The 17590-nt window shown below is 66.1% G+C and carries 15 protein-coding genes; 8 read left to right on the top strand and 7 right to left on the bottom strand.

Translation table 11 applies throughout. The features are described 5' to 3' along the window. Positions 1–10 precede the first annotated feature (10 nt). The 5 genes from E6C76_RS01620 (at position 11) to E6C76_RS01640 (ending at position 4958) form a co-directional block, all read left to right on the top strand. On the top strand, positions 11–403 hold the full coding sequence (locus E6C76_RS01620; protein WP_136346521.1) for a DUF2946 domain-containing protein: 393 nt from the start codon (positions 11–13) through the stop codon (positions 401–403). Between the two features lie 218 nt (positions 404–621). Then, the gene (locus tag E6C76_RS01625; RefSeq protein WP_136346522.1) at positions 622–1077 is read left to right on the top strand and encodes a copper chaperone PCu(A)C; all 456 of its coding nucleotides are present in this window, start codon (positions 622–624) and stop codon (positions 1075–1077) included. A gap of 55 nt (positions 1078–1132) precedes the next feature. Further along, on the top strand, positions 1133–1546 hold the full coding sequence (locus tag E6C76_RS01630) for a DUF2946 family protein (RefSeq protein ID WP_136346523.1): 414 nt from the start codon (positions 1133–1135) through the stop codon (positions 1544–1546). A gap of 143 nt (positions 1547–1689) precedes the next feature. Beyond that, a complete protein-coding gene (locus E6C76_RS01635) occupies positions 1690–3753 on the top strand; it encodes a TonB-dependent copper receptor (RefSeq protein WP_136346524.1) in 2064 nt (687 codons plus the stop codon). 206 nt (positions 3754–3959) lie between these two features. Then, on the top strand, positions 3960–4958 hold the full coding sequence (locus tag E6C76_RS01640; RefSeq protein WP_168734203.1) for a DUF481 domain-containing protein: 999 nt from the start codon (positions 3960–3962) through the stop codon (positions 4956–4958). A gap of 55 nt (positions 4959–5013) precedes the next feature. Here E6C76_RS01640 and E6C76_RS01645 read toward each other — a convergent pair whose 3' ends face one another. Next, positions 5014–6651, bottom strand: coding sequence for an electron transfer flavoprotein-ubiquinone oxidoreductase (locus tag E6C76_RS01645; RefSeq protein WP_136346526.1), 1638 nt, complete (start codon positions 6649–6651; stop codon positions 5014–5016). A 151-nt stretch (positions 6652–6802) separates the two neighbouring features. On the opposite strand from E6C76_RS01645, the gene E6C76_RS01650 reads away from it, so the two are divergent. The 3 genes from E6C76_RS01650 to E6C76_RS01660 are packed head-to-tail and all read left to right on the top strand — an operon-like array spanning position 6803 to position 9764. Then, positions 6803–7213 (top strand): acyl-CoA thioesterase, encoded by a 411-nt coding sequence (locus E6C76_RS01650; RefSeq protein WP_230976126.1) that lies wholly within the window; start codon positions 6803–6805, stop codon positions 7211–7213. Positions 7214–7248: 35 nt separating this feature from the next. After that, entirely contained in the window at positions 7249–9210 is a 1962-nt protein-coding gene (locus tag E6C76_RS01655; RefSeq protein WP_136346528.1) for an acetoacetate--CoA ligase, read from the top strand. A gap of 11 nt (positions 9211–9221) precedes the next feature. Then, positions 9222–9764, top strand: a complete 543-nt coding sequence (locus E6C76_RS01660) for an isochorismatase family protein (RefSeq protein WP_136346529.1) — start codon at positions 9222–9224, stop codon at positions 9762–9764. Here the strand turns inward: E6C76_RS01660 and E6C76_RS01665 are convergent. The 6 genes from E6C76_RS01665 to E6C76_RS01685 all read right to left on the bottom strand — a co-directional run bounded on the left by E6C76_RS01665 (position 9754) and on the right by E6C76_RS01685 (position 17453). Beyond that, complete coding sequence (locus E6C76_RS01665) at positions 9754–11031, bottom strand: DUF4857 domain-containing protein (RefSeq protein ID WP_168734204.1); 1278 nt, start codon at positions 11029–11031, stop codon at positions 9754–9756. The two genes, E6C76_RS01660 and E6C76_RS01665, sit on opposite strands and share 11 nt — an antisense overlap. After that, complete coding sequence (locus E6C76_RS21965) at positions 11028–11720, bottom strand: hypothetical protein (RefSeq protein ID WP_168734205.1); 693 nt, start codon at positions 11718–11720, stop codon at positions 11028–11030. The genes E6C76_RS01665 and E6C76_RS21965 overlap by 4 nt, the downstream gene beginning before the upstream one ends. Positions 11721–11733: 13 nt before the next feature. After that, the gene (locus tag E6C76_RS01670; RefSeq protein ID WP_136346531.1) at positions 11734–12621 is read right to left on the bottom strand and encodes an ABC transporter ATP-binding protein; all 888 of its coding nucleotides are present in this window, start codon (positions 12619–12621) and stop codon (positions 11734–11736) included. A gap of 17 nt (positions 12622–12638) precedes the next feature. Then, the gene (locus E6C76_RS01675) at positions 12639–15572 is read right to left on the bottom strand and encodes a TonB-dependent receptor (RefSeq protein WP_168734206.1); all 2934 of its coding nucleotides are present in this window, start codon (positions 15570–15572) and stop codon (positions 12639–12641) included. A gap of 262 nt (positions 15573–15834) precedes the next feature. Next, positions 15835–16866, bottom strand: coding sequence for a FecR family protein (locus tag E6C76_RS01680; protein ID WP_136346533.1), 1032 nt, complete (start codon positions 16864–16866; stop codon positions 15835–15837). Next, complete coding sequence (locus E6C76_RS01685; protein ID WP_136346534.1) at positions 16863–17453, bottom strand: RNA polymerase sigma factor; 591 nt, start codon at positions 17451–17453, stop codon at positions 16863–16865. The genes E6C76_RS01680 and E6C76_RS01685 overlap by 4 nt, the downstream gene beginning before the upstream one ends. Positions 17454–17590 lie beyond the last annotated feature (137 nt).

Here is a 17590-nt window from a genome sequence, read left to right on the forward strand (position 1 = left end):
TCCGCCGCCCATGTCCATCCTCCATCGCACGCGCCTGACAGCCTGGCTGGCCGCCTTCGCGGTGGCCATCGCCGCACTGGCGCCCACGCTCACCCAGGCCATGGCCTGGGCCGGCGATGGATCGGTGCGCTGGGTGGAAGTGTGCACCGTGCTCGGGGTGAAGATGGTGGCGATGCAGGAGGACGGCGCCGATACGGACGCGCCGGCCTCCGGCGACCTGCCGTCCGCCTCCTGCCCGTACTGCAGCCCCCATGCCGGCAGCTTCGCGCTGCCGCCGGGCTCTGCGCTTGCCGTGGCCGCCCTCCAGCCGCGGGAAACGCTGTTTTCCGCGCCGTCCGCCGCGCCGCCGCCGGCTGCTTCGCGGGGCATCCCCCAGCCCCGCGCTCCGCCTTACCCCGCCTGATTTCCGGAACGGCGGCCCGCCCCCGCGGGGATGGGCCGCTGGTTCCGGTCGGCCGATCGGGAAAGGCGGGGGCAATCCCCGCGCAACGCATCGCATGCCTTCGTCGCCATATCCGGCACGACAGGCGTGCGCCGCGCCAGCGCTCCCCTGCGTTCCCGGGACGGCCCGCCTTGCCGTAGCTGTCCATCCCCCGTGGTTCACAAAAGGAGTGCTTCATCATGAAACGCATCGTTCTGCCGCTGTGCTTCGCGCTGCTGTCCGGTTCCGCCCTGGCCCAGGTCCAGGTCGACGAGCCCTGGGTGCGCGCCACCGTGGCCCAGCAGAAGGCCACCGGCGCCTTCATGCGCCTGACTTCGCCCACCGACGCCCGTCTGGTCGGAGTCGCTTCCCCGGTTGCCGGTGTGGCCGAAATCCACGAGATGGTCATGCAGGACAACGTGATGAAGATGCGCCCCATCGAGGCCCTCGCGCTGCCCGCCGGACAGGCCGTGGAACTGCGCCCGGGCGGCTATCACGTGATGCTGCTCGATCTGCGTGCCCAGGTGAAGGCGGGGGAGGAGGTGCCGCTGTCCATCGTCGTCGAGCATGCCGGCGGACAACGCGAAACCATCGAACTGCGCGTGCCGGTGCGCGCGCTGAACGCGGCGGGCGGCCACGCGCCGGCCAGGCACTGAGCAGCGTTTTCGCGCAATCCGCCGAGCTGAGCGCCGTTTTCCCCTCCCGCCCGTGATGCCGCGTTCCTTGCGCCGTATCCGCCTGTTCGCCCGTTTCGCCGTGCTGGTGATCCTGGTGGGCACGCTGGCGCCCGCGCTGATGCAGGCCACCGTGCGTGCGGCCGATGCCGGGCGCTGGATGGAGGTGTGCTCGGTGGCCGGCATGATCCGCGTCGCCAGCTCGCCGGTGGATGCGCAAAGCGATGCCCGCGCGGAGAATGCGCTCGATCTGCGCTACTGCCCGCTGTTCGTCCCGCTGGGCGGCCATGTGGCGCTGCCCGGCAGCGTGGCGTGGCTGCCGCCGAGGCTCCCGGGCGCGCATGTACGGCAATCGTATTCGCGCCCGCCCGCCGTTGCCGCGCGGACCTGGCTGAAGACCTCGCCGCGTGGCCCGCCGGATTCCTGGATACCGCCCATGTCCGCCGCCTGAGGGCGCCGGGCACGCCTGCGCGCCGGCGGCGCGCGCTTTTCCCGATGACACCGCATCACCGTCGTGGCCCGGTCTTCCGGCGCCGCGTGGGCGCGTTCGCCCGTGTCGATCGATCGCACAAGCTTTGTTCAAGGAATCCGGCAATGAAATCCCTGCCATCTCCCAGCCGTCTGGCACTGGCGCTGTGCGCCATGCAGACCGGCATGCTCTGCTCTCCGGCGCTGTCCGCCAGCGCAACCGAAAACACCCTGGGCACCGTGGTGGTCACCGCGCCCACCAGCGCCGAGGCGCTCACCGTGGTCACCGACCCGAAAGCCCCCCGCCAGCCCATTCCCGCGCATGACGGCGCGGACTTCCTGAAGAGCATTCCGGGCTTCGCGGTGATCCGCAAGGGCGCCACCGATGGCGACCCGGTGTTCCGCGGCATGGCCGGCTCGCGCCTGGGCATCTTCCTCGATGGCCAGGAAATCTACGGCGGCTGCGGCGGCCGCATGGACCCGCCGACCGCCTACGTGTACCCCGAGTCCTACGACCGTGTGACCGTGCTGAAGGGCCCGCAGACGGTGCTCTACGGGGCCGGCGTGTCGGCCGGTGCGGTGCTTTTCGAGCGTGACCTGCGCCCGTTGAAGGAAACCGGCTGGAGCCTGAATGGCAGCCTGACGGTGGGCAGCTTCGGGCGCAACGACCAGGTCATCGACGTGAAGGGCGGCACCCCGCAGTTCCAGATCCGCGCGGGCGCCACGCATGCGCACGCCAACGACTACGAGGACGGCGACGGCACCCGCATCCACTCGCGCTACACGCGCTGGAACACCCAGGCCGCGCTGGCGTGGACGCCCGACGAACATACCGCGCTGGAACTCTCCGCGGCGCGCAGCGACGGCAAGGCGGCCTATGCCGACCGGGGCATGGACGGTTCGCGCTTCGCGCGCGACAACGTCGCGCTGAAGTTCGAGAAGCGCGAACTGTCGCCGCTGGTGCAGAAGATCTGGGCGCAGGCCTACCACAATTACGTGGACCACGTGATGGACAACTACAGCCTGCGCGATCAGGTGAACGCCAACGGCTTCGCGGCGATGAATCCCGACCGCATCACCGTGGGCGCGCGCGCCGGCATCACGCTGACGCCCGGCGAGGCGTTGAGCGTGACCCTGGGCATGGATACCAAGCGCGACACGCATCGCAGCCGCGGCGCGATGATGCAGGCGAGTGCCGATGCGGCCAAGGCCGCGTACCGCAGCCTGCCTTATGTGAAGGACATGAACTTCCGCCAGTTCGGCGTGTTCGGCGAGGCGGCCTATACGTTGCAGGACGGCGCGCGGATGGTGGGCGGCCTGCGCGTGGATCGCCATGCCGCCAAGGATGAGCGTGCCTGCGTGGATGCAATGATGTGCATGATGTCGCCCAATCCGACCCGCGGCAAAACGGACCGCGATACGCTGACCAGCGGCTTTCTGCGTTACGAAGGATTGTTGGCGCTGGGCAACTGGTATGCCGGCCTGGGACATGCCGAGCGTTTCCCCGATTACTGGGAACGTCTCAAGCGCGACGAGGACACGCTGACCAGCGCCTTCCTCACCATCAAGCCGGAGAAGACCACGCAGCTCGACGTGGGGCTGAACTGGCAGCATGGTGCATGGAACGGCTCGGTGTCGGCCTACTACGGCAAGGTGCAGGACTACATCCTGCTGAAGTGGGTGGCCCCCACCCGCGTGCGCAACGTCGATGCCACCATCTATGGCCTGGAGGCCGACGCGACCTGGCGTTTCGCGCGTAGCTGGAGCACCACCGCCACGCTGGCCTGGGCACAGGGCGCCAACGACACCGACGGCAAGGCGCTGGCCCAGCAGCCTCCGCTGGAAGGCCGGCTGTCGCTGGACTACGACGACGGCACCTTCTCCTACGGCGCGCTGCTGCGCCTGGTGGCCGCGCAGAAGCGTGTCGATATCGGTTCCGGCAACATCGTCTCGAACGGTCAGGACATCGGCAAATCCTCCGGCTTCGGCGTGCTCTCGCTGAACGCCGGCTGGCGGCCGAAGAAGGGCGTGCTGCTGACCGCCGGCATCGACAACGTGTTCGATCGTGCGTACGCCGAACACTTGTCGCGCACCGGTGCCTCGCTGCCCGGCTTCGTGTTCCCGGCCAACACGCGCATCAACGAACCGGGCCGCAATGCCTGGCTGAAGGTACAGATTGCGCTGAACTGAAGGTTGCGTCCCGTCCCCGCCGTATCGCCGCGCCTGTCGTGGCGATACGGCGCAGCGCAGGGGTAACAAAGTTATGGTGCCGCATTGCAGCAGACACGCCAAACCCTTAGGCTTGACCGTCTTCGGCGCTTCCGACGCCGCATTCGCTCGAACCCGCCCCCGCCATGTCTCGACAGCGTTCTTCGACTTCACGCTTCGCCGTTCTCTTGTTTCTGCTTTCCGCGCTCGGGGTGTCGACAGTGCGTGCCGATGAGGTCATCCTGACCAACGGCGACCGGCTCACCGGCACCGTGATCGCCAAGACCCCCGAAGGCCTGCAGTTGCGCACCGACTACGCGGGCACCGTGCGCATCGACTGGCGCATGGTGGACACGCTGCGTACTGACGAGCCGGTCAGCGTGCTGATGCGCCAGGATGGCGGGATGCTCGATTCGCGCCTGGAACGTTCCGACGAGCCCGGCACGGTTCGTCTGGAGGCCGCCCCCGAGGTGCCGCCGGTACGGTTGGAGCGCATCGCCTACCTGAATCCCACGCCCAGCCAGTCCGGCATGGGCACCGAGTACCAGGGACGCGTCAACCTGGGGGGCAGCGCGAGCAGCGGCAACAGCGATGCCCGCCAGCTGTCTGCCGAGGGTGAATTGAGCGGCGTGGCGCGCGATTCGCGCTTCACCGCCCGCCTGCGCGGCGAACGGCGCACCGAAGGCGGCAACGAGACAGCCTCGAACTGGCTGGCGAATGCCGACCATGATTGGTTCGTTTCGCCCAAGCGCTTCGTCTACGCGCGCGGTTCGGCGGAGCGCGACCGCTTCCGCGACCTGTCGTATCGCCTGACGGCGGGTTCCGGCTACGGCGTGCAACTGATCGACGACGACCGGACCGGCCTGTCGTTGCGCGGCGGCCTGGACTATGTGCGCGAGCACCGCTTCGAGGCCGACGGGCAATCCTACCCGGCCTTCGGCTGGGGTTTGCGCTTCCGCCACTGGCTGATGGGGCGCACGGCAGAGTTCTTCCACGAACAGGAAGGCTACGTGAAGATGGACGACGCGCGCGATGCCACCGTGCGTCTGCGCACCGGCCTGCGCGTACCCATCGTGGACCAGCTGAGCGCGCAGGTGCAGGGCATCGTCGATTGGGAAGGGCGCCCGGCCGAAGGGCGCGAGGCCACCGACGTGACCGTGCAGTTCGGCCTGGGCTACGAGTGGTGAACCGGCAGCCGCGAGCCGGAAACGGAGCGGGGCGCCGAGGCGCCCCGCGTGTGGTTCACATGCCCTGGTAGATCGGCCCTTCGCCGCCCTGCGGGACCACCCAGTCGATGTTCTGCGTGGGATCCTTGATGTCGCAGGTCTTGCAGTGCACGCAGTTCTGCGCGTTGATCTGCAGGCGCGGGCCGCCCTGTTCCTCGACGATCTCGTATACCCCGGCGGGACAGTAGCGTTGCTCGGGGGCGTCGTACTTCGCCAGGTTGATGGCGATGGGCACCGAGGCGTCCTTGAGGCGCAGGTGACAGGGCTGCTCTTCCTCATGGTTGGTGTTGGAAAGGAACACCGAGGACAGACGGTCGAAAGTCAGCACGCCGTCCGGTTTGGGGTAGGCGATCCGGGCGCACTCGGCGGCGGGTCGGAGCTTGTCGTGGTCGGCCGTGTTGTGCAGCGTCCACGGCAGCTTGCCGCCGAACAGCTTCTGGTCGATGCCGAACAGCAGCGAGCCCAGGTACAGGCCCTTCTTCATGTAGGGCTTGAAGTTGCGCGTCTTGTGCAGTTCGTCGTGCAGCCAGCTGCCGCGGAAGGCGGCCGGAAAGGCGGCGAGTTCGTCGCGCTCGCGCGCTGCGCCGACGGCTTCGAAGGCCGCGTCCGCAGCCAGCATGCCGCTCTTGATCGCCGCGTGGCTGCCCTTGATGCGCGCGGCGTTGAGGAAACCGGCGTCGTCGCCGATCAGCGCGCCGCCCGGGAACACCAGTTTGGGCAGGCTCTGCAGCCCGCCGGCGGTGATCGCCCGTGCGCCGTAGGCCAGGCGCTTGCCGCCTTCCAGGTACTTGCGGATTTCCGGATGGTTCTTGTAGCGCTGCATCTCCTCGAACGGGGAGAGATGCGGATTGGCGTAGTTGAGGCCGACCACGAAGCCGACCGCCACCAGATTGTCTTCCAGGTGGTAGACGAAACCGCCGCCATAGGTGGCGTTGTCCATCGGCCAGCCGGCAGTGTGCACCACCAGGCCAGGCTCGTGGCGCTCGGCGGGTACTTCCCAGAGTTCCTTGATGCCGATGCCGTAGGTCTGCGGATCGACGCCCTCGCGCAGCTTGAAGCGGGCTTCCAGCTGTTTGCCGAGGTGGCCGCGACAGCCTTCGGCGAACAGGGTGTATTTGGCATGCAGCTCCATGCCGGGCTGGTAGTTGGGGCCGGGCTCGCCCTCGCGGGTGAGGCCCATGTCGCCGGTGGCCACGCCCTTCACCGCGCCATTCTCGTCGTACAGGATCTCGGCGCCGGCAAAGCCCGGATAGACCTCCACGCCCAGCGCCTCGGCCTGTTCGCCCAGCCACTTGGCGACGTTGCCCAGGCGCACGATGTAGTTGCCCTCATTGTGGAAGCTGTCCGGCAGCAGGGCATTGGGCACGCGGTGCGCGCCGGTCTCGGAGAGGAACAGCACGCGATCCTCGGTGACCTCGGTGTTCAGCGGGGCGCCGCGTTCACGCCAGTCGGGGAACAGTTCTCCGAGCGCGCGCGGGTCCATGACCGCACCGGAGAGGATGTGGGCGCCGATTTCCGCGCCCTTTTCGATCAGGCAGACCGAGAGTTCGCTGCCTTTTTCCTCGGCAAGTTGCTTGAGGCGGATTGCCGCCGCCAGTCCCGCCGGGCCGCCGCCCACGATCAGGACGTCAAACTCCATGGATTCGCGTTCCATCCTCTCTTCTCCTCGGTGTCGCGGGTGCATCGTTGTGCTTGCCATGCGCACGCCGCCGATATTCTACGCCGCCTCCGCGCGGGGGCGGTTGAACATACGGTGGCGTATGTTACAGTACCCGGACACCAAGACCAATAGAGAGGAGACCTGTATGTCATCCGAGCGCAAGCTCCTGCTGACCACCCGCATCCCGGTGCGTTGGGGCGACATGGACGCCTACGGCCACGTCAACAACACCGTGTATTTCCGCTATTTCGAGCAGGCCCGGGTGGAATGGCTGGAGTCCATGGACTTCGCGGTATCGCCGGAACGCGCCGAGGCGCCGGTGATCATCAACGCCAGTTGCACCTTTCTGATGCCGGTGAACTATCCGGCCACGGTGGAAGTTCGTTTGTACGCCGGCGAGCCCGGACGCAGCAGCGTGATGACCTGGTACGAACTGCGCGTGGAGGGCGACGACCGCCTGTATGCCGAAGGCGCCGCCAAGGTGGTGTGGATGGACATGCGCACTGGCCGCTCCGTCGCGCTGCCGGATACACTGAGGACCGTGTTCGACCAATAACGCCGGGCAACGCATCCGGTGCGCAGGAGACAAGCATGAACACCGCCGAACAACCGCTGTGGCGGCCGTCGGAGGCGCGCATCGCCGCCGCCGGCATCACCGCCTTCACGCACCGTGCGGAAACCCGCTGGGGCATCGCACTGCCCGATTACGAGGCGCTGCATGCCTGGTCGGTACGGGCGCCCGAACAATTCTGGACCAGCGTCTGGGAGTATGGCGAAGTGATCGGCGAGCCCGGTTCCACCGTACTCGCCGATGGCGAGTGCATGCCGGGGGCGCGCTGGTTTCCCGAAGCCCGCCTGAACTTCGCGCAGAACCTGCTGCGCGCGCGCGACGAGCGCGATGCGCTGGTGTTCTGGGGCGAGGACCGGGTGAAGAACCGCCTCTCGCACGCCGACCTGTACCGCCAGGTGGCGCGCTTTGCGGCGGCCTTGCGCGAGCAGGGCGTGGGGCCGGGCGACCGTGTCGCCGCCTATCTGCCCAACCTGCCGGAAACCGTGGTGGCCATGCTGGCCACCGCCAGCCTCGGCGCCATCTTCAGCTCCGCCTCGCCGGACTTCGGCGTGCAGGGCGTGCTGGACCGCTTCGGGCAGATCGAACCCAAGGTGCTGGTGGCCTGCGACGGCTATTACTACAACGGCAAGGTGATCGACTGCCTGGGCAAGCTGGCCGAGGTCGCCGCCCGCCTGCCGTCGGTGAAGCGCGTGGTGGTGGTGCCCTACGTGCATGCCCACCCCGATCTGGGCGGCATCGCCCACGCACGCCTGCTGGCGGATTTCGTCGCTGCGCAGCATGACGTCACCGAGATCGAATTCGCCCAGCTGCCTTTCGATCATCCGCTGTACATCCTGTATTCATCCGGCACCACCGGCGTGCCCAAGTGCATCGTGCACGGTGCGGGCGGCACGCTGCTGCAGCACATCAAGGAGCATCGCCTGCACGCCGACGTGCGCCCTGGCGACCGGCTGTTCTACTTCACCACCTGCGGCTGGATGATGTGGAACTGGCTGGTGTCCGGCCTGGCCCCGGGCGCCACGCTGCTGCTCTACGACGGCTCGCCCTTCGCCGGGCAGGGCACGCTGCTGTTCGACTATGCCGACGCCGAAGGCATGACCCATTTCGGCACCTCCGCCAAGTTCATCGACGCGCTCGCCAAGGCCGGCGCCGCGCCCGCGCGCAGCCACCGGCTGGACACGCTGCGCGCGGTGCTGAGCACCGGCAGTCCGCTGGTGCCGGAAGGCTTCGACTACGTGTATCGCGACATCAAGGCCGACGTGTGCCTGTCGTCGATCTCCGGCGGCACCGACATCCTGTCCTGCTTCGTGCTGGGCAATCCGGCGCTGCCGGTATGGCGCGGCGAGATCCAGTGCAAGGGCCTGGGCATGGCGGTGGACGTGTTCGACGAGGACGGCTCGCCGGTACGCGAACAGAAGGGCGAACTGGTGTGCACGCGGCCTTTCCCGTCCATGCCGATCGGTTTCTGGAAGGACGATGACGGCGCGCGCTACCGCGCCGCGTACTTCGAACGTTTCCCCGGCGTGTGGTGCCACGGCGATTTCTGCGAAATCACCGCGCATGGCGGGCTGATCATCCACGGCCGCTCGGACGCCACCCTGAACCCTGGCGGGGTGCGCATCGGCACCGCGGAAATCTACCGCCAGGTGGAAAAGCTTGAAGAAGTGATCGAGGCGCTGGTGATCGGCCAGGACTGGCAGGACGACGTGCGCGTGGTGCTGTTCGTCAAGCTGCGCGAGGGCAGGGTGCTCGACGACGAACTCGTGCAGCGCATCCGCCGCACCATCCGCGACAACACCACGCCGCGCCACGTACCGGGCAAGATCCTGCAGGTCGACGACATCCCGCGCACCAAGAGCGGCAAGGTCGTCGAACTGGCGGTGCGCAACCTGGTGCATGGCCGTCCGGTGAAGAACATCGAGGCGCTGGCCAACCCGGAAGCGCTGGAGCAATTCCGCGACCGCAGCGAACTGAGCGACTGAAGGAGACCGCCATGCTGATGAACGCCGCGCGTTCCACCCTGTTGATCATCGACATCCAGAGCCGCTTGGCGCCGGCCATCGCCGACGGCGAGCGGGTGATCGAACATTGCGTATGGCTGGCGAAACTGGCCGAGCGTGTCGGCGTGCCGACCGTGGTCACCGAGCACTTCCCGGACAAGATCGGCGCCACCGTGGAGGCGCTCCAGGCCGCCACCGGCACCGCCCGCTATGTGCGCAAGGAGTGCTTCTCCGCGCAGGCCGAGGGCCGGCTGGCCGGCACCGCCGTGGAGGCGCGCCCGCAGGTGGTGGTATGCGGCACCGAGGCGCACGTGTGCGTGCTGCAAACCGCGCTGGAGCTGCGCTGGGCGGGCAAGGAAGTGTTCGTGGTGGCCGAGGCGAGCGCCTCGCGCGACCCGGCCAACCGCGATCTGGCCTTCGCGCGCATGCGCGCCCACGGCATCGAGATCGTCGCCCGCGAGATGGTCGCCTTCGAATGGCTGCAGCGCGGCGGCACGCAGTTGTTCTCGGCGATCAACCGCGAGTTCATCCGCTGATTGGCAAGTCCGGGCATCGGCGCATCAGTGGGCCCAATACCGCCAGTGTGATGGCGCCGAACCAGCCGGTAAGCAGGACGAACAACAGATCCAGTCCATGCGGCAGACAGCCATGACGCCGTCGGCACCACAGGATGTATGCGCACAGAGCCGCGGCAATGCCAGCCAGCGTTGCCGGCCAGGGCGCGCCGAAGGTGCTGAAGTACAGGCTGCGCTGGGTGTTTTCGTCGATGTGGAATTCGAGCCTGAAGGGAAACAGGAGTCCCATGCTGTTGGCGCGTATGGCCCGCTTGCCGGCGTCGGCATCGCCTTCATGCCAGGTATGACGCAGCAAGGGGTTGAGCTGCCGGTCGGCCAATACGAATTTCCGGACTCCCGTCTCGTTTCGGGCGTGCGAAAACTCCCAATGCAAGGGGGTTTCTTCCGCGGAAAAAGATTCGGCTGCGGGGCGGTGGCCGTCCAGAGGCAGGCGATGCGGGATGTGGTTTTCCCAATCCAGAAGCAGCAGCTGGTCCGGAAATATGACGATGCCGTGGTATTCGCGGCTGGGCGGCTGCAGCACGCGGATGGCCAGCACGGATGGCGGCAGAATGGTGTCGGTGCGCGTCACCCGTGGCTCGCCATTGACCTGCCACAGATGGAAGACCCGCCATTGGGCATCCACCAGCAAGGCGCCGTTGTCGTAGCTTTTCAGCGTGCTTGCATTGTCTCCGACCAGCCTGGCGGGGTGCGTGAATCCTGCGGCGGCCAGCGCCCGGCTGAAGCGCCGGCTTTTGTCTTCGTCGATCCGGTTTGAAGCGGCGTCGATGAACTCGATGCGATCCGTCATGCGGAACAGGTCGGGCGGGGTTTCCAGACCCTTGACGCCCGGCACCGACTCCATCAGCGTGTAGAGGGAAAAATCAGGTTTGTCCAACTGGCGCGGCGTCAGCCGCATGCGGGTCCCGTGCCTGGCGGCCGCCTCGGGGTCGAACGGCCAGCCGGCAACCTCGTCGGGCAGTCTGCCAAGTCTTTCCAACTCGCGGATATGGGCGAATGGCAGCGCCGCGCGCATTTCATCCTCGGTCAGGCGATTGCCCCGGTCGTCGCTGTAAGACCAGTTGCCGCCACGGTAGTGCTTGAATATCAGGCGTTCCTGATCCGCGCTGTAGGCAATGAGGACGGTTTCATAATCCCTGGGAAACACCTGCTCGACGTAGCCGGGCAGTATCTTCGCCAGCGCCAGCACGGACAGCAGCGCCAGCGCCAGACGTGAGAGCAGCATCATGACGATCCCCTTTTGGCACGGTCGAGGACGTTGCTGATGGTGGCGAACCAGAGCGCAGCGATCAGACCGAACCACGGCAGACCGTCGATGTGGCTGCCATAGCCGCGGGCGTCGACCAGCGCCAGCACGAATACGGTGCCGGCGCCGCCATGCCACAGCCGCCGCACAGGCGAGGTTTCGATAAGAATCAGTGCCGTGGCGGCATAGGCGATGAATCCCGCCAGGCACCAGGGGGCAAGCGTGAGGATCGACAGTCTGGCGGCTTCCGCAGGCATGAACAGGCTGGTGATACAAGCCTGGGCAAGGCACAGGATGCCGACCAGCGCCGACAGCAGGCCGGCGCCCAGTCCGAGGATGAGGAAAAGGGCCTTGTGCTCGTTGACCGGCAGGTGGAAAAACAGCCTCAGCCGCCGGTTGAAGCATTCGGGCACGAACTGGACGGCGGCCAGCCAGACGCCCGAGAACAGCGGCAGATATCGCATGGGTTCGAAGGGCATATGCGAACGGAAAATCACCGCGTTCCACAGGGACAGTCCGCCATTGGCCGATTTCATGCCATGCATGTCGTAGAACGAATCGCCCAGTCCGACCAGTAGCAGCGCAAAGGGAACCAGCCCGAGGTAGCGCAGCTTGATCCATTCCTTGTACAGCAGGCCGCGTACGGCCTGTGTTGCATGCATGTTTTTCATCAACGCGCCGTGCTCAGTATTTTCCGGTCAGGTTCAGGAAGGCATCCTCGAAACCCAGCGGGATTTCCTGCCAGTCTTCCAGGGCGGCATCTTTCTGCAGCAGGGCCTGGCGTACCTGCGCCTCGTCATGGAACGAGCAGACGATGCTGTGCTTGCCGATATGCTCGACGCTGGTCAGCACATCCGTCTTTTCCAGCCGGTCGGACTGCGGGGAACGCTGGAAACGCCATTGCCTGAACGACTCGAAGAAGCGGCCTCGTTCGGCCGAATACAGCAGGCGGCCGTTCTGGATGATGAACATGTGGTCCATCAGGCGTTCGAGATCCTGCACGACATGCGAGGTCAGCAGGATCGTCGTGCCGTGTTCCTGCGCGTAGGCATGCAGGTAGTCGAGGAGCAGCCGGCGGTAGCCGGCGTCCAGGCCCATGGAGTAGTCGTCCAGAATCATCAGCTCGGGCAGCTGCGCCATGACCAGCCCCAGGCACACCTGCGAGCGTTGCCCGAACGAAAGCCGCGACAGGCGCCGGCTTGCCGGCACCTGCAGCTTTTGCACCAGTTGAGTGAACACCTCCGGCCGCCAGTGCGGGTAGAAGTGACGGTAGAACTTTTCCAGTTCCGCAATCGTCATGAAGTCGTGCTGCGTGAAGCCTTCATGCAGCAGGCCGATCTTCCGGCGCGTCTCGGGCCGCAGCCGGTGGCTGGGATCTCCCAGCACCCGGCAGCGGCCGCCGGACGGTTCCAGGAAGCCCATCAGGATGTTGATCGTGGTGGTCTTCCCCGCGCCGTTCTTGCCCAGCAGGCCGTAGATGCCGCCTTTCCGAACCTGGAAGGACAGGCCGTCGAGCACCTGTTTTCCGGCGTAGCTGTGGCGCAGCTGGTCGCATTCGACCAGCGTCGCCATGGACTGCCTTTCCACGGTCAGAATCGGTATTCCAGCCTGGCCTGGACCGAGCGTCCGGGCGCGTAGTAGTCGAAGGACACCGGCTGGCCGCCGACGGTGTACGAGCCGATACCGTTTTTGACCTTCTTGTTCATCACGTTATACACGTCCAACGTGGCGCGCATGGCCGAGTCCTTGTGGCGGAAAAGGTCGATGTCCAGGGACATGTCAATGACGAAGCGCGACGGCAGTTTCCCCTTGCTGTAGGAGTTCACCCGCCAGCCGTCGGCGAGCGTGACCCTGGCGTTGTTGATCAGCACGTCGGTTTTTTTCGTCCAGGTTCCCGTGGTGACCAGACTGACGCGCTCCGACAGCCTGGCCTTCCAGTAGCCGACGATCTGCTGGGGACGGTTGAACTCGCTCATGTCCAGTTTGTTCGCGTCGATCAGCTTGCCGTTGTACATGACGCGGGAACGATCGATCATGCTGGTTTGATCGAGATAGCTGGCGCTGTCCGCCATGTAGTCGATGTAGTTCGATTTGTTGTCGGCAAAGGTGGTGCTGAGGCGGAAGAAATGGTTCCTGAAGTAGTTGTTCGAGATCGAGATGGTGTGGCCGGTATAGGTGTTTTCCCCATCGTTGGTTGCCGCGTAGGAGTTGTTGCCGTTCTCGTCCCGGAACAGCCTGCGCATGATGCCGTCCTTGCCCTGCCGGTAGACGTAGTTGTAATTGACCATGAACCCGGCCTGGAGATTCAGATCGAGGCCGAGGCTGGTTTCGTCCGAATAGGGCGTTTTCATGTCGCTGGCTTCATAGTCCACGCCGGTGTTGTAGAACGTGGGCGCTGACCACTCCAGCATGCCGTTGGCGTCGACGGTGTTGGCGGCACCGCGCGTGTAGCGGTGATAGCCCGAGGTCTTGTACAGGGCATAGTAGAGGTTCGGGCCGCCGTAGTAGCGGGCCTGCCCGGCATGCAGCACGGCGACGTCCTTGCCGAGGATGTTCCAGCTGCCGGCCACGCGCGGGGCGATGTTCAGGTTGCGGTACTGGTCGTCGTAATCCAGGCGGACACCGGGGCGCAGCATGAAATCGGAGAAGGTGATGGTGTCCTGCAACCACAGCGACCAGGTCTGTGTCCTGGCTTTGCGGTCGAATGGCGCGGTCACGTCCTTGGTGCGAAAGTACTGGTCATAGAGCGCGCCGTTGGTGCGCTCCCAGTTGTAGCTCACGCCATCCTGGCCGGAGGCCAGCGGGCCGTCCACTGCTGCGTAGTTCAGGCCGTAGGTGGTACTGCCGCCGCTGACGGCCTCGCCATGCACGATTTCGTTGTTCAGGCCGACAGCGAAACGGTGTGTGGTGGCGCCCAGTTGCAGTTCGTTGAACTCGAAGTCCAGTGCAGCCTGGAAGGTACGCTGCTTGAATTCCAGATCGCTGGCAGCAGTGATGCCATCGGCGGAATAACCGCTGCCGCCCAGCATTCGGCCGTAGTTGGCATTCATAACGGCGGTATATATGGTGGGGGGAGGGGTTCCGGAAGAGCCCCAGTTGGTTTCGCCATAGGTGAACCAGGGCTTGTAGACGTCGGATTCGACGTCCCTGGACGAAACCATGTTGCCGTACTTGACCCGCGCGCTGGCCTTGCCGGCCGGCAGGATTTTCGACAGGTTCAGGGCGAAGTCGTAGGTTCCCTGTTCCAAATCCCATTCGGAATTGATGGCGCGGTTGTTGTAGTAGTTGCCGTTGTATTTGTAATAGACACCGGTCAGGTTCACGTCCAGGCCGGAAGCAGTCTGGCCGCCGACCGAGGCGAAGAAGGTTTCGGCAGTGCGGATCTGATCCTTGGTCGTCGCGGTCGTGGTGTCGATGGTGGTGGCGGAGCGGGCCTGGTACTTGAGTGGAATGCGCGAGTGCGTTTTGTCATACGAAAAGATGGCGGCGAAACGCTCGTTCAGCGGCACGTTGAGCATGAAGCCGCCGCTGTTGCGGGTGTACTCCGGCTGCCGCTGCGCACTGAAGGACTGGTCGAAATCCTCGCCCCGCAGCCCCGCCTCATCGTAGAAAAGCTTGTCCCAACCGCTGCGGCTGTGGCCCCAATGGACTTTCCCGCTGAACCGGCTGGGGTCGGGCTTGCGAGTTTCGGCGGAAACGACGCCGCCGGTAAAGCCGCTGTGATTGACCGGGATGCGCGAGTCGTGCAGTTCGATATTGTCGAGCAGGTCGGGATTCAGGTTGTAGGATTGCGCCGTGCCCAGCGGCTGGGTACCGACGACGACGTTTTCGATGTATGCCGATTGCACGGTGCCGTTTGCGGCTGCGCCCGAGCCGACCGTGGGCGGCGCGACATAGTTGTTGTTGCCCAGGCCGTTGATGACGTAGCGGCTTTCGTAGGGTTTTCCGCCCGAGATGGAAATCTGCGGCGGCTTGATTTCACCGCCCTGCAACGATCTCTCCGCGCTGTTGCTGGTCTGCACCTCCGAATGGAGGGCCAGTGCTTCTTCGATGGAGCCGGACTTGTTCGGCATCTTGTCCAGCAGGTCGCGATCGATGCTCCATTCTGCCCGGTCGGTCACCGTCACCGGCGCCAGCGTACTTTCCCCTGAAGCTGTCCCCGGCTTCAGGGTAAACACCCCCGGCCGCGACACGTTCGCCGTGATGCCCGTTCCCGCCAGCAAGCGCGCCAGGGCCTCGCCCGCGGTGTAGCTGCCCTTGAGCGCGGGTGCCCGCAGTCCGGCGACGGTCGTCTCGTCGAACAGGACCTGGGCCTTCGCTTGCTGCGAGAAAACGCGCAGGCTGCTGTCCAGCGCCTGGGCCGGAATGCTGAATTCGATCCGCGCTTCCTGCGCGCCGGCCGGCGCAGCCATCACCGCGAGTGCCGATGCCACCATCAGCGGAACCGTCGCCGGCCGGAATGCCGCTGCGCAACGGCGCAGATGCGCGGCCAGCCGCCGCCCCTTGAATTTGTTTGCCTGCATTACCACTCCATTCGTCATCGAGATGAAGCGCGATCCCCATCGCGCCCCGGATGCACGCCAAGTGGACATGGCGCGCCGCATAAGCGGCCGGTGGCTAGGTCAGGATTTTCCCGAGACGTGGCTGGCAGCCGTCAGGCCCGAAAAATCCGGGCACTGATAGCTAGAACGGTGTTTTCAGGAAAGTGGGAACCTTCCGGGTGAAAATTTCTGGCAGCCGTTTCCCAGGTACGATCGAAAATGCGGGAAGCGGTCGATTGGCCGTTCAGCGTCCGGCAATCACATACGCCCCGTCGTCCTGCCGCTGCACCCGTACCGGCAACAGATCGGGCAGGGATTCGAGAAAGGCTTCCGGGGCCCGGGTGGCGGCGTAGCCGGAGACGCGCAGGTCGGCGATGCCGTCGCCGTGCAGGTTGACCGGCTGGCCGAGGTAGCGGGCGAGATCCTCGGCGACTTCGGCGAGACGGGTGCGGCGGAAGACCAACTGGCCGTCACGCCAGTCGCCGATGGTGTCGGCGAGTAGCGTGATGGTCTGGTAGCGCCTGCTGACCGGATCGAGGACGAGGCCCTGCTGGGCGGCAAGCCGTATCGGTGGCCGGTTGGCGGACGTGTCCGCGCGGACCTCGACCTGGCCTTCGAGTACCTTGACGACCAGCCGGGGCGGCGCAGCGCGGACGTTGAAGGCGGTGCCGACGACGCGTACTTCGCTGCTGCCGGTGCGCACGGTGAACGGGCGTTCCGGTCCCGGTTCGACATGGAAGAAGGCTTCGCCGTGGCTGAGCCGGATTTCGCGGCGGCGGGGGTAATAGCGGACCTGCAGGTGGCTGTCCATGTTGACGACGATGCGGGAGCCATCGGGCAGGTCGAGCTGTTCGGTCTGGCCGTGGACGGTGGCGAGTTCGGCACTGTAGCGGGGGGTGTTGTCCCAGGCGAACCAGCCGCCGACGATCAGCGCGATGCAGGCGGTGGCGATGGCCGGGGCAGGGAGGCCGCCGAACAGGCGGGGAAGCCGGCGCATGCGCCGGCCGGGCGATGGCCGGGGCGTATCGGCGTACCGGCCGGCCGGGGCATCGGCCGTTTCGGCATCGGTGTCGGCGGCCAGCGCAGGGCGCTGGACATGGGCGAGGTCGTCCCAGGTGCGGGCGAGGCTGGTGTAAGCCTGGCGGTGTGCCGGGTCAGCGGCCAGCCAGTCGGCGAACGCCGCTTCGTCGTCCGGCGTCCATGGCGTGTCGCGGCGGCGCAGGAACCATTCGGCGGCGGTTTCGTGGAGTTCGACGGACGGGGCGGGGGCGGTCATGAGTCGTCATCCGCGCGCCTTGTGGCGGCGGGGTGCAGGTGTTCCATTTGCTCCAGGCTGGCATATTGAACGCGAATCTCGCAATAGGCAAAGGCGCGGGCGAGGTGCTTGACGACCATCCGCCGGGAGATGCCCATGCGCTCGCCGACCTGGTCCTGGGTCAGGCCGTCGAAACGGTGCAGCACGAAGGCTTCCCGCTGGCGTTCGGGGAGTTCGTCGAGCGCCTGTTGCAGGCGTTCGAGACGCTGACGCTGTTCGGTGCGGGCGCAGGGGCAGTCGCCCTCGGCGGCGATGTCGGCGGCCGGTATTTCGCCGTCGTCGTAGGCGACGAGATCGACCTGTTGCCGGGCCGGGCTGTTTCGCCAGAGGTCGTGCGACAGGTTCAGGGCGATCCGCTGCAGGTACGGCCCCTGTTCGTCGAGCGGCAGCGCCTTGCCGGCGGCGGCGAGGCGGAGGAAGGATTCCTGGGCGATCTCCTCGGCATCGTCGCGGTTGCCCAGGCGCCGGAACAGTGCCCGCAACAGCTTCGGCCGCCAGTGGGCAAAGGCGGCGGCGAGGTCGCTTGAGGAATCGGCGCGGTCGCTCATGGATCAAATGGAATGAGAAGCACTCTCGATTATCTCCGCTGTTGGTGCCGGTGGCAATTTCCGTGCGCGATCGGCCGTCTCCCGCGACCTCCTGGTGGCGTGCCTGGAGCGCGGTTTTGTGCATCTTTGCCAGTGCA

Origin of the sequence: Pseudothauera nasutitermitis (assembly GCF_004801295.1) — a bacterium.
In the GTDB taxonomy this organism is placed as follows: domain Bacteria; phylum Pseudomonadota; class Gammaproteobacteria; order Burkholderiales; family Rhodocyclaceae; genus Pseudothauera; species Pseudothauera nasutitermitis.

Coding starts and splice junctions, on each gene's coding strand:
- E6C76_RS01670 (WP_136346531.1), bottom strand. CDS start 12,621: ATGGCGACGCTGGTCGAATGCGACCAGCTGCGCCACAGCTACGCCGGA.
- E6C76_RS01655 (WP_136346528.1), top strand. CDS start 7,249: ATGAACACCGCCGAACAACCGCTGTGGCGGCCGTCGGAGGCGCGCATC.
- E6C76_RS01625 (WP_136346522.1), top strand. CDS start 622: ATGAAACGCATCGTTCTGCCGCTGTGCTTCGCGCTGCTGTCCGGTTCC.
- E6C76_RS01680 (WP_136346533.1), bottom strand. CDS start 16,866: ATGACCGCCCCCGCCCCGTCCGTCGAACTCCACGAAACCGCCGCCGAA.
- E6C76_RS01685 (WP_136346534.1), bottom strand. CDS start 17,453: ATGAGCGACCGCGCCGATTCCTCAAGCGACCTCGCCGCCGCCTTTGCC.
- E6C76_RS01650 (WP_230976126.1), top strand. CDS start 6,803: ATGTCATCCGAGCGCAAGCTCCTGCTGACCACCCGCATCCCGGTGCGT.
- E6C76_RS01635 (WP_136346524.1), top strand. CDS start 1,690: ATGAAATCCCTGCCATCTCCCAGCCGTCTGGCACTGGCGCTGTGCGCC.
- E6C76_RS01630 (WP_136346523.1), top strand. CDS start 1,133: ATGCCGCGTTCCTTGCGCCGTATCCGCCTGTTCGCCCGTTTCGCCGTG.
- E6C76_RS01665 (WP_168734204.1), bottom strand. CDS start 11,031: ATGATGCTGCTCTCACGTCTGGCGCTGGCGCTGCTGTCCGTGCTGGCG.
- E6C76_RS01620 (WP_136346521.1), top strand. CDS start 11: ATGTCCATCCTCCATCGCACGCGCCTGACAGCCTGGCTGGCCGCCTTC.
- E6C76_RS01675 (WP_168734206.1), bottom strand. CDS start 15,572: ATGCAGGCAAACAAATTCAAGGGGCGGCGGCTGGCCGCGCATCTGCGC.
- E6C76_RS01660 (WP_136346529.1), top strand. CDS start 9,222: ATGCTGATGAACGCCGCGCGTTCCACCCTGTTGATCATCGACATCCAG.
- E6C76_RS21965 (WP_168734205.1), bottom strand. CDS start 11,720: ATGAAAAACATGCATGCAACACAGGCCGTACGCGGCCTGCTGTACAAG.
- E6C76_RS01645 (WP_136346526.1), bottom strand. CDS start 6,651: ATGGAACGCGAATCCATGGAGTTTGACGTCCTGATCGTGGGCGGCGGC.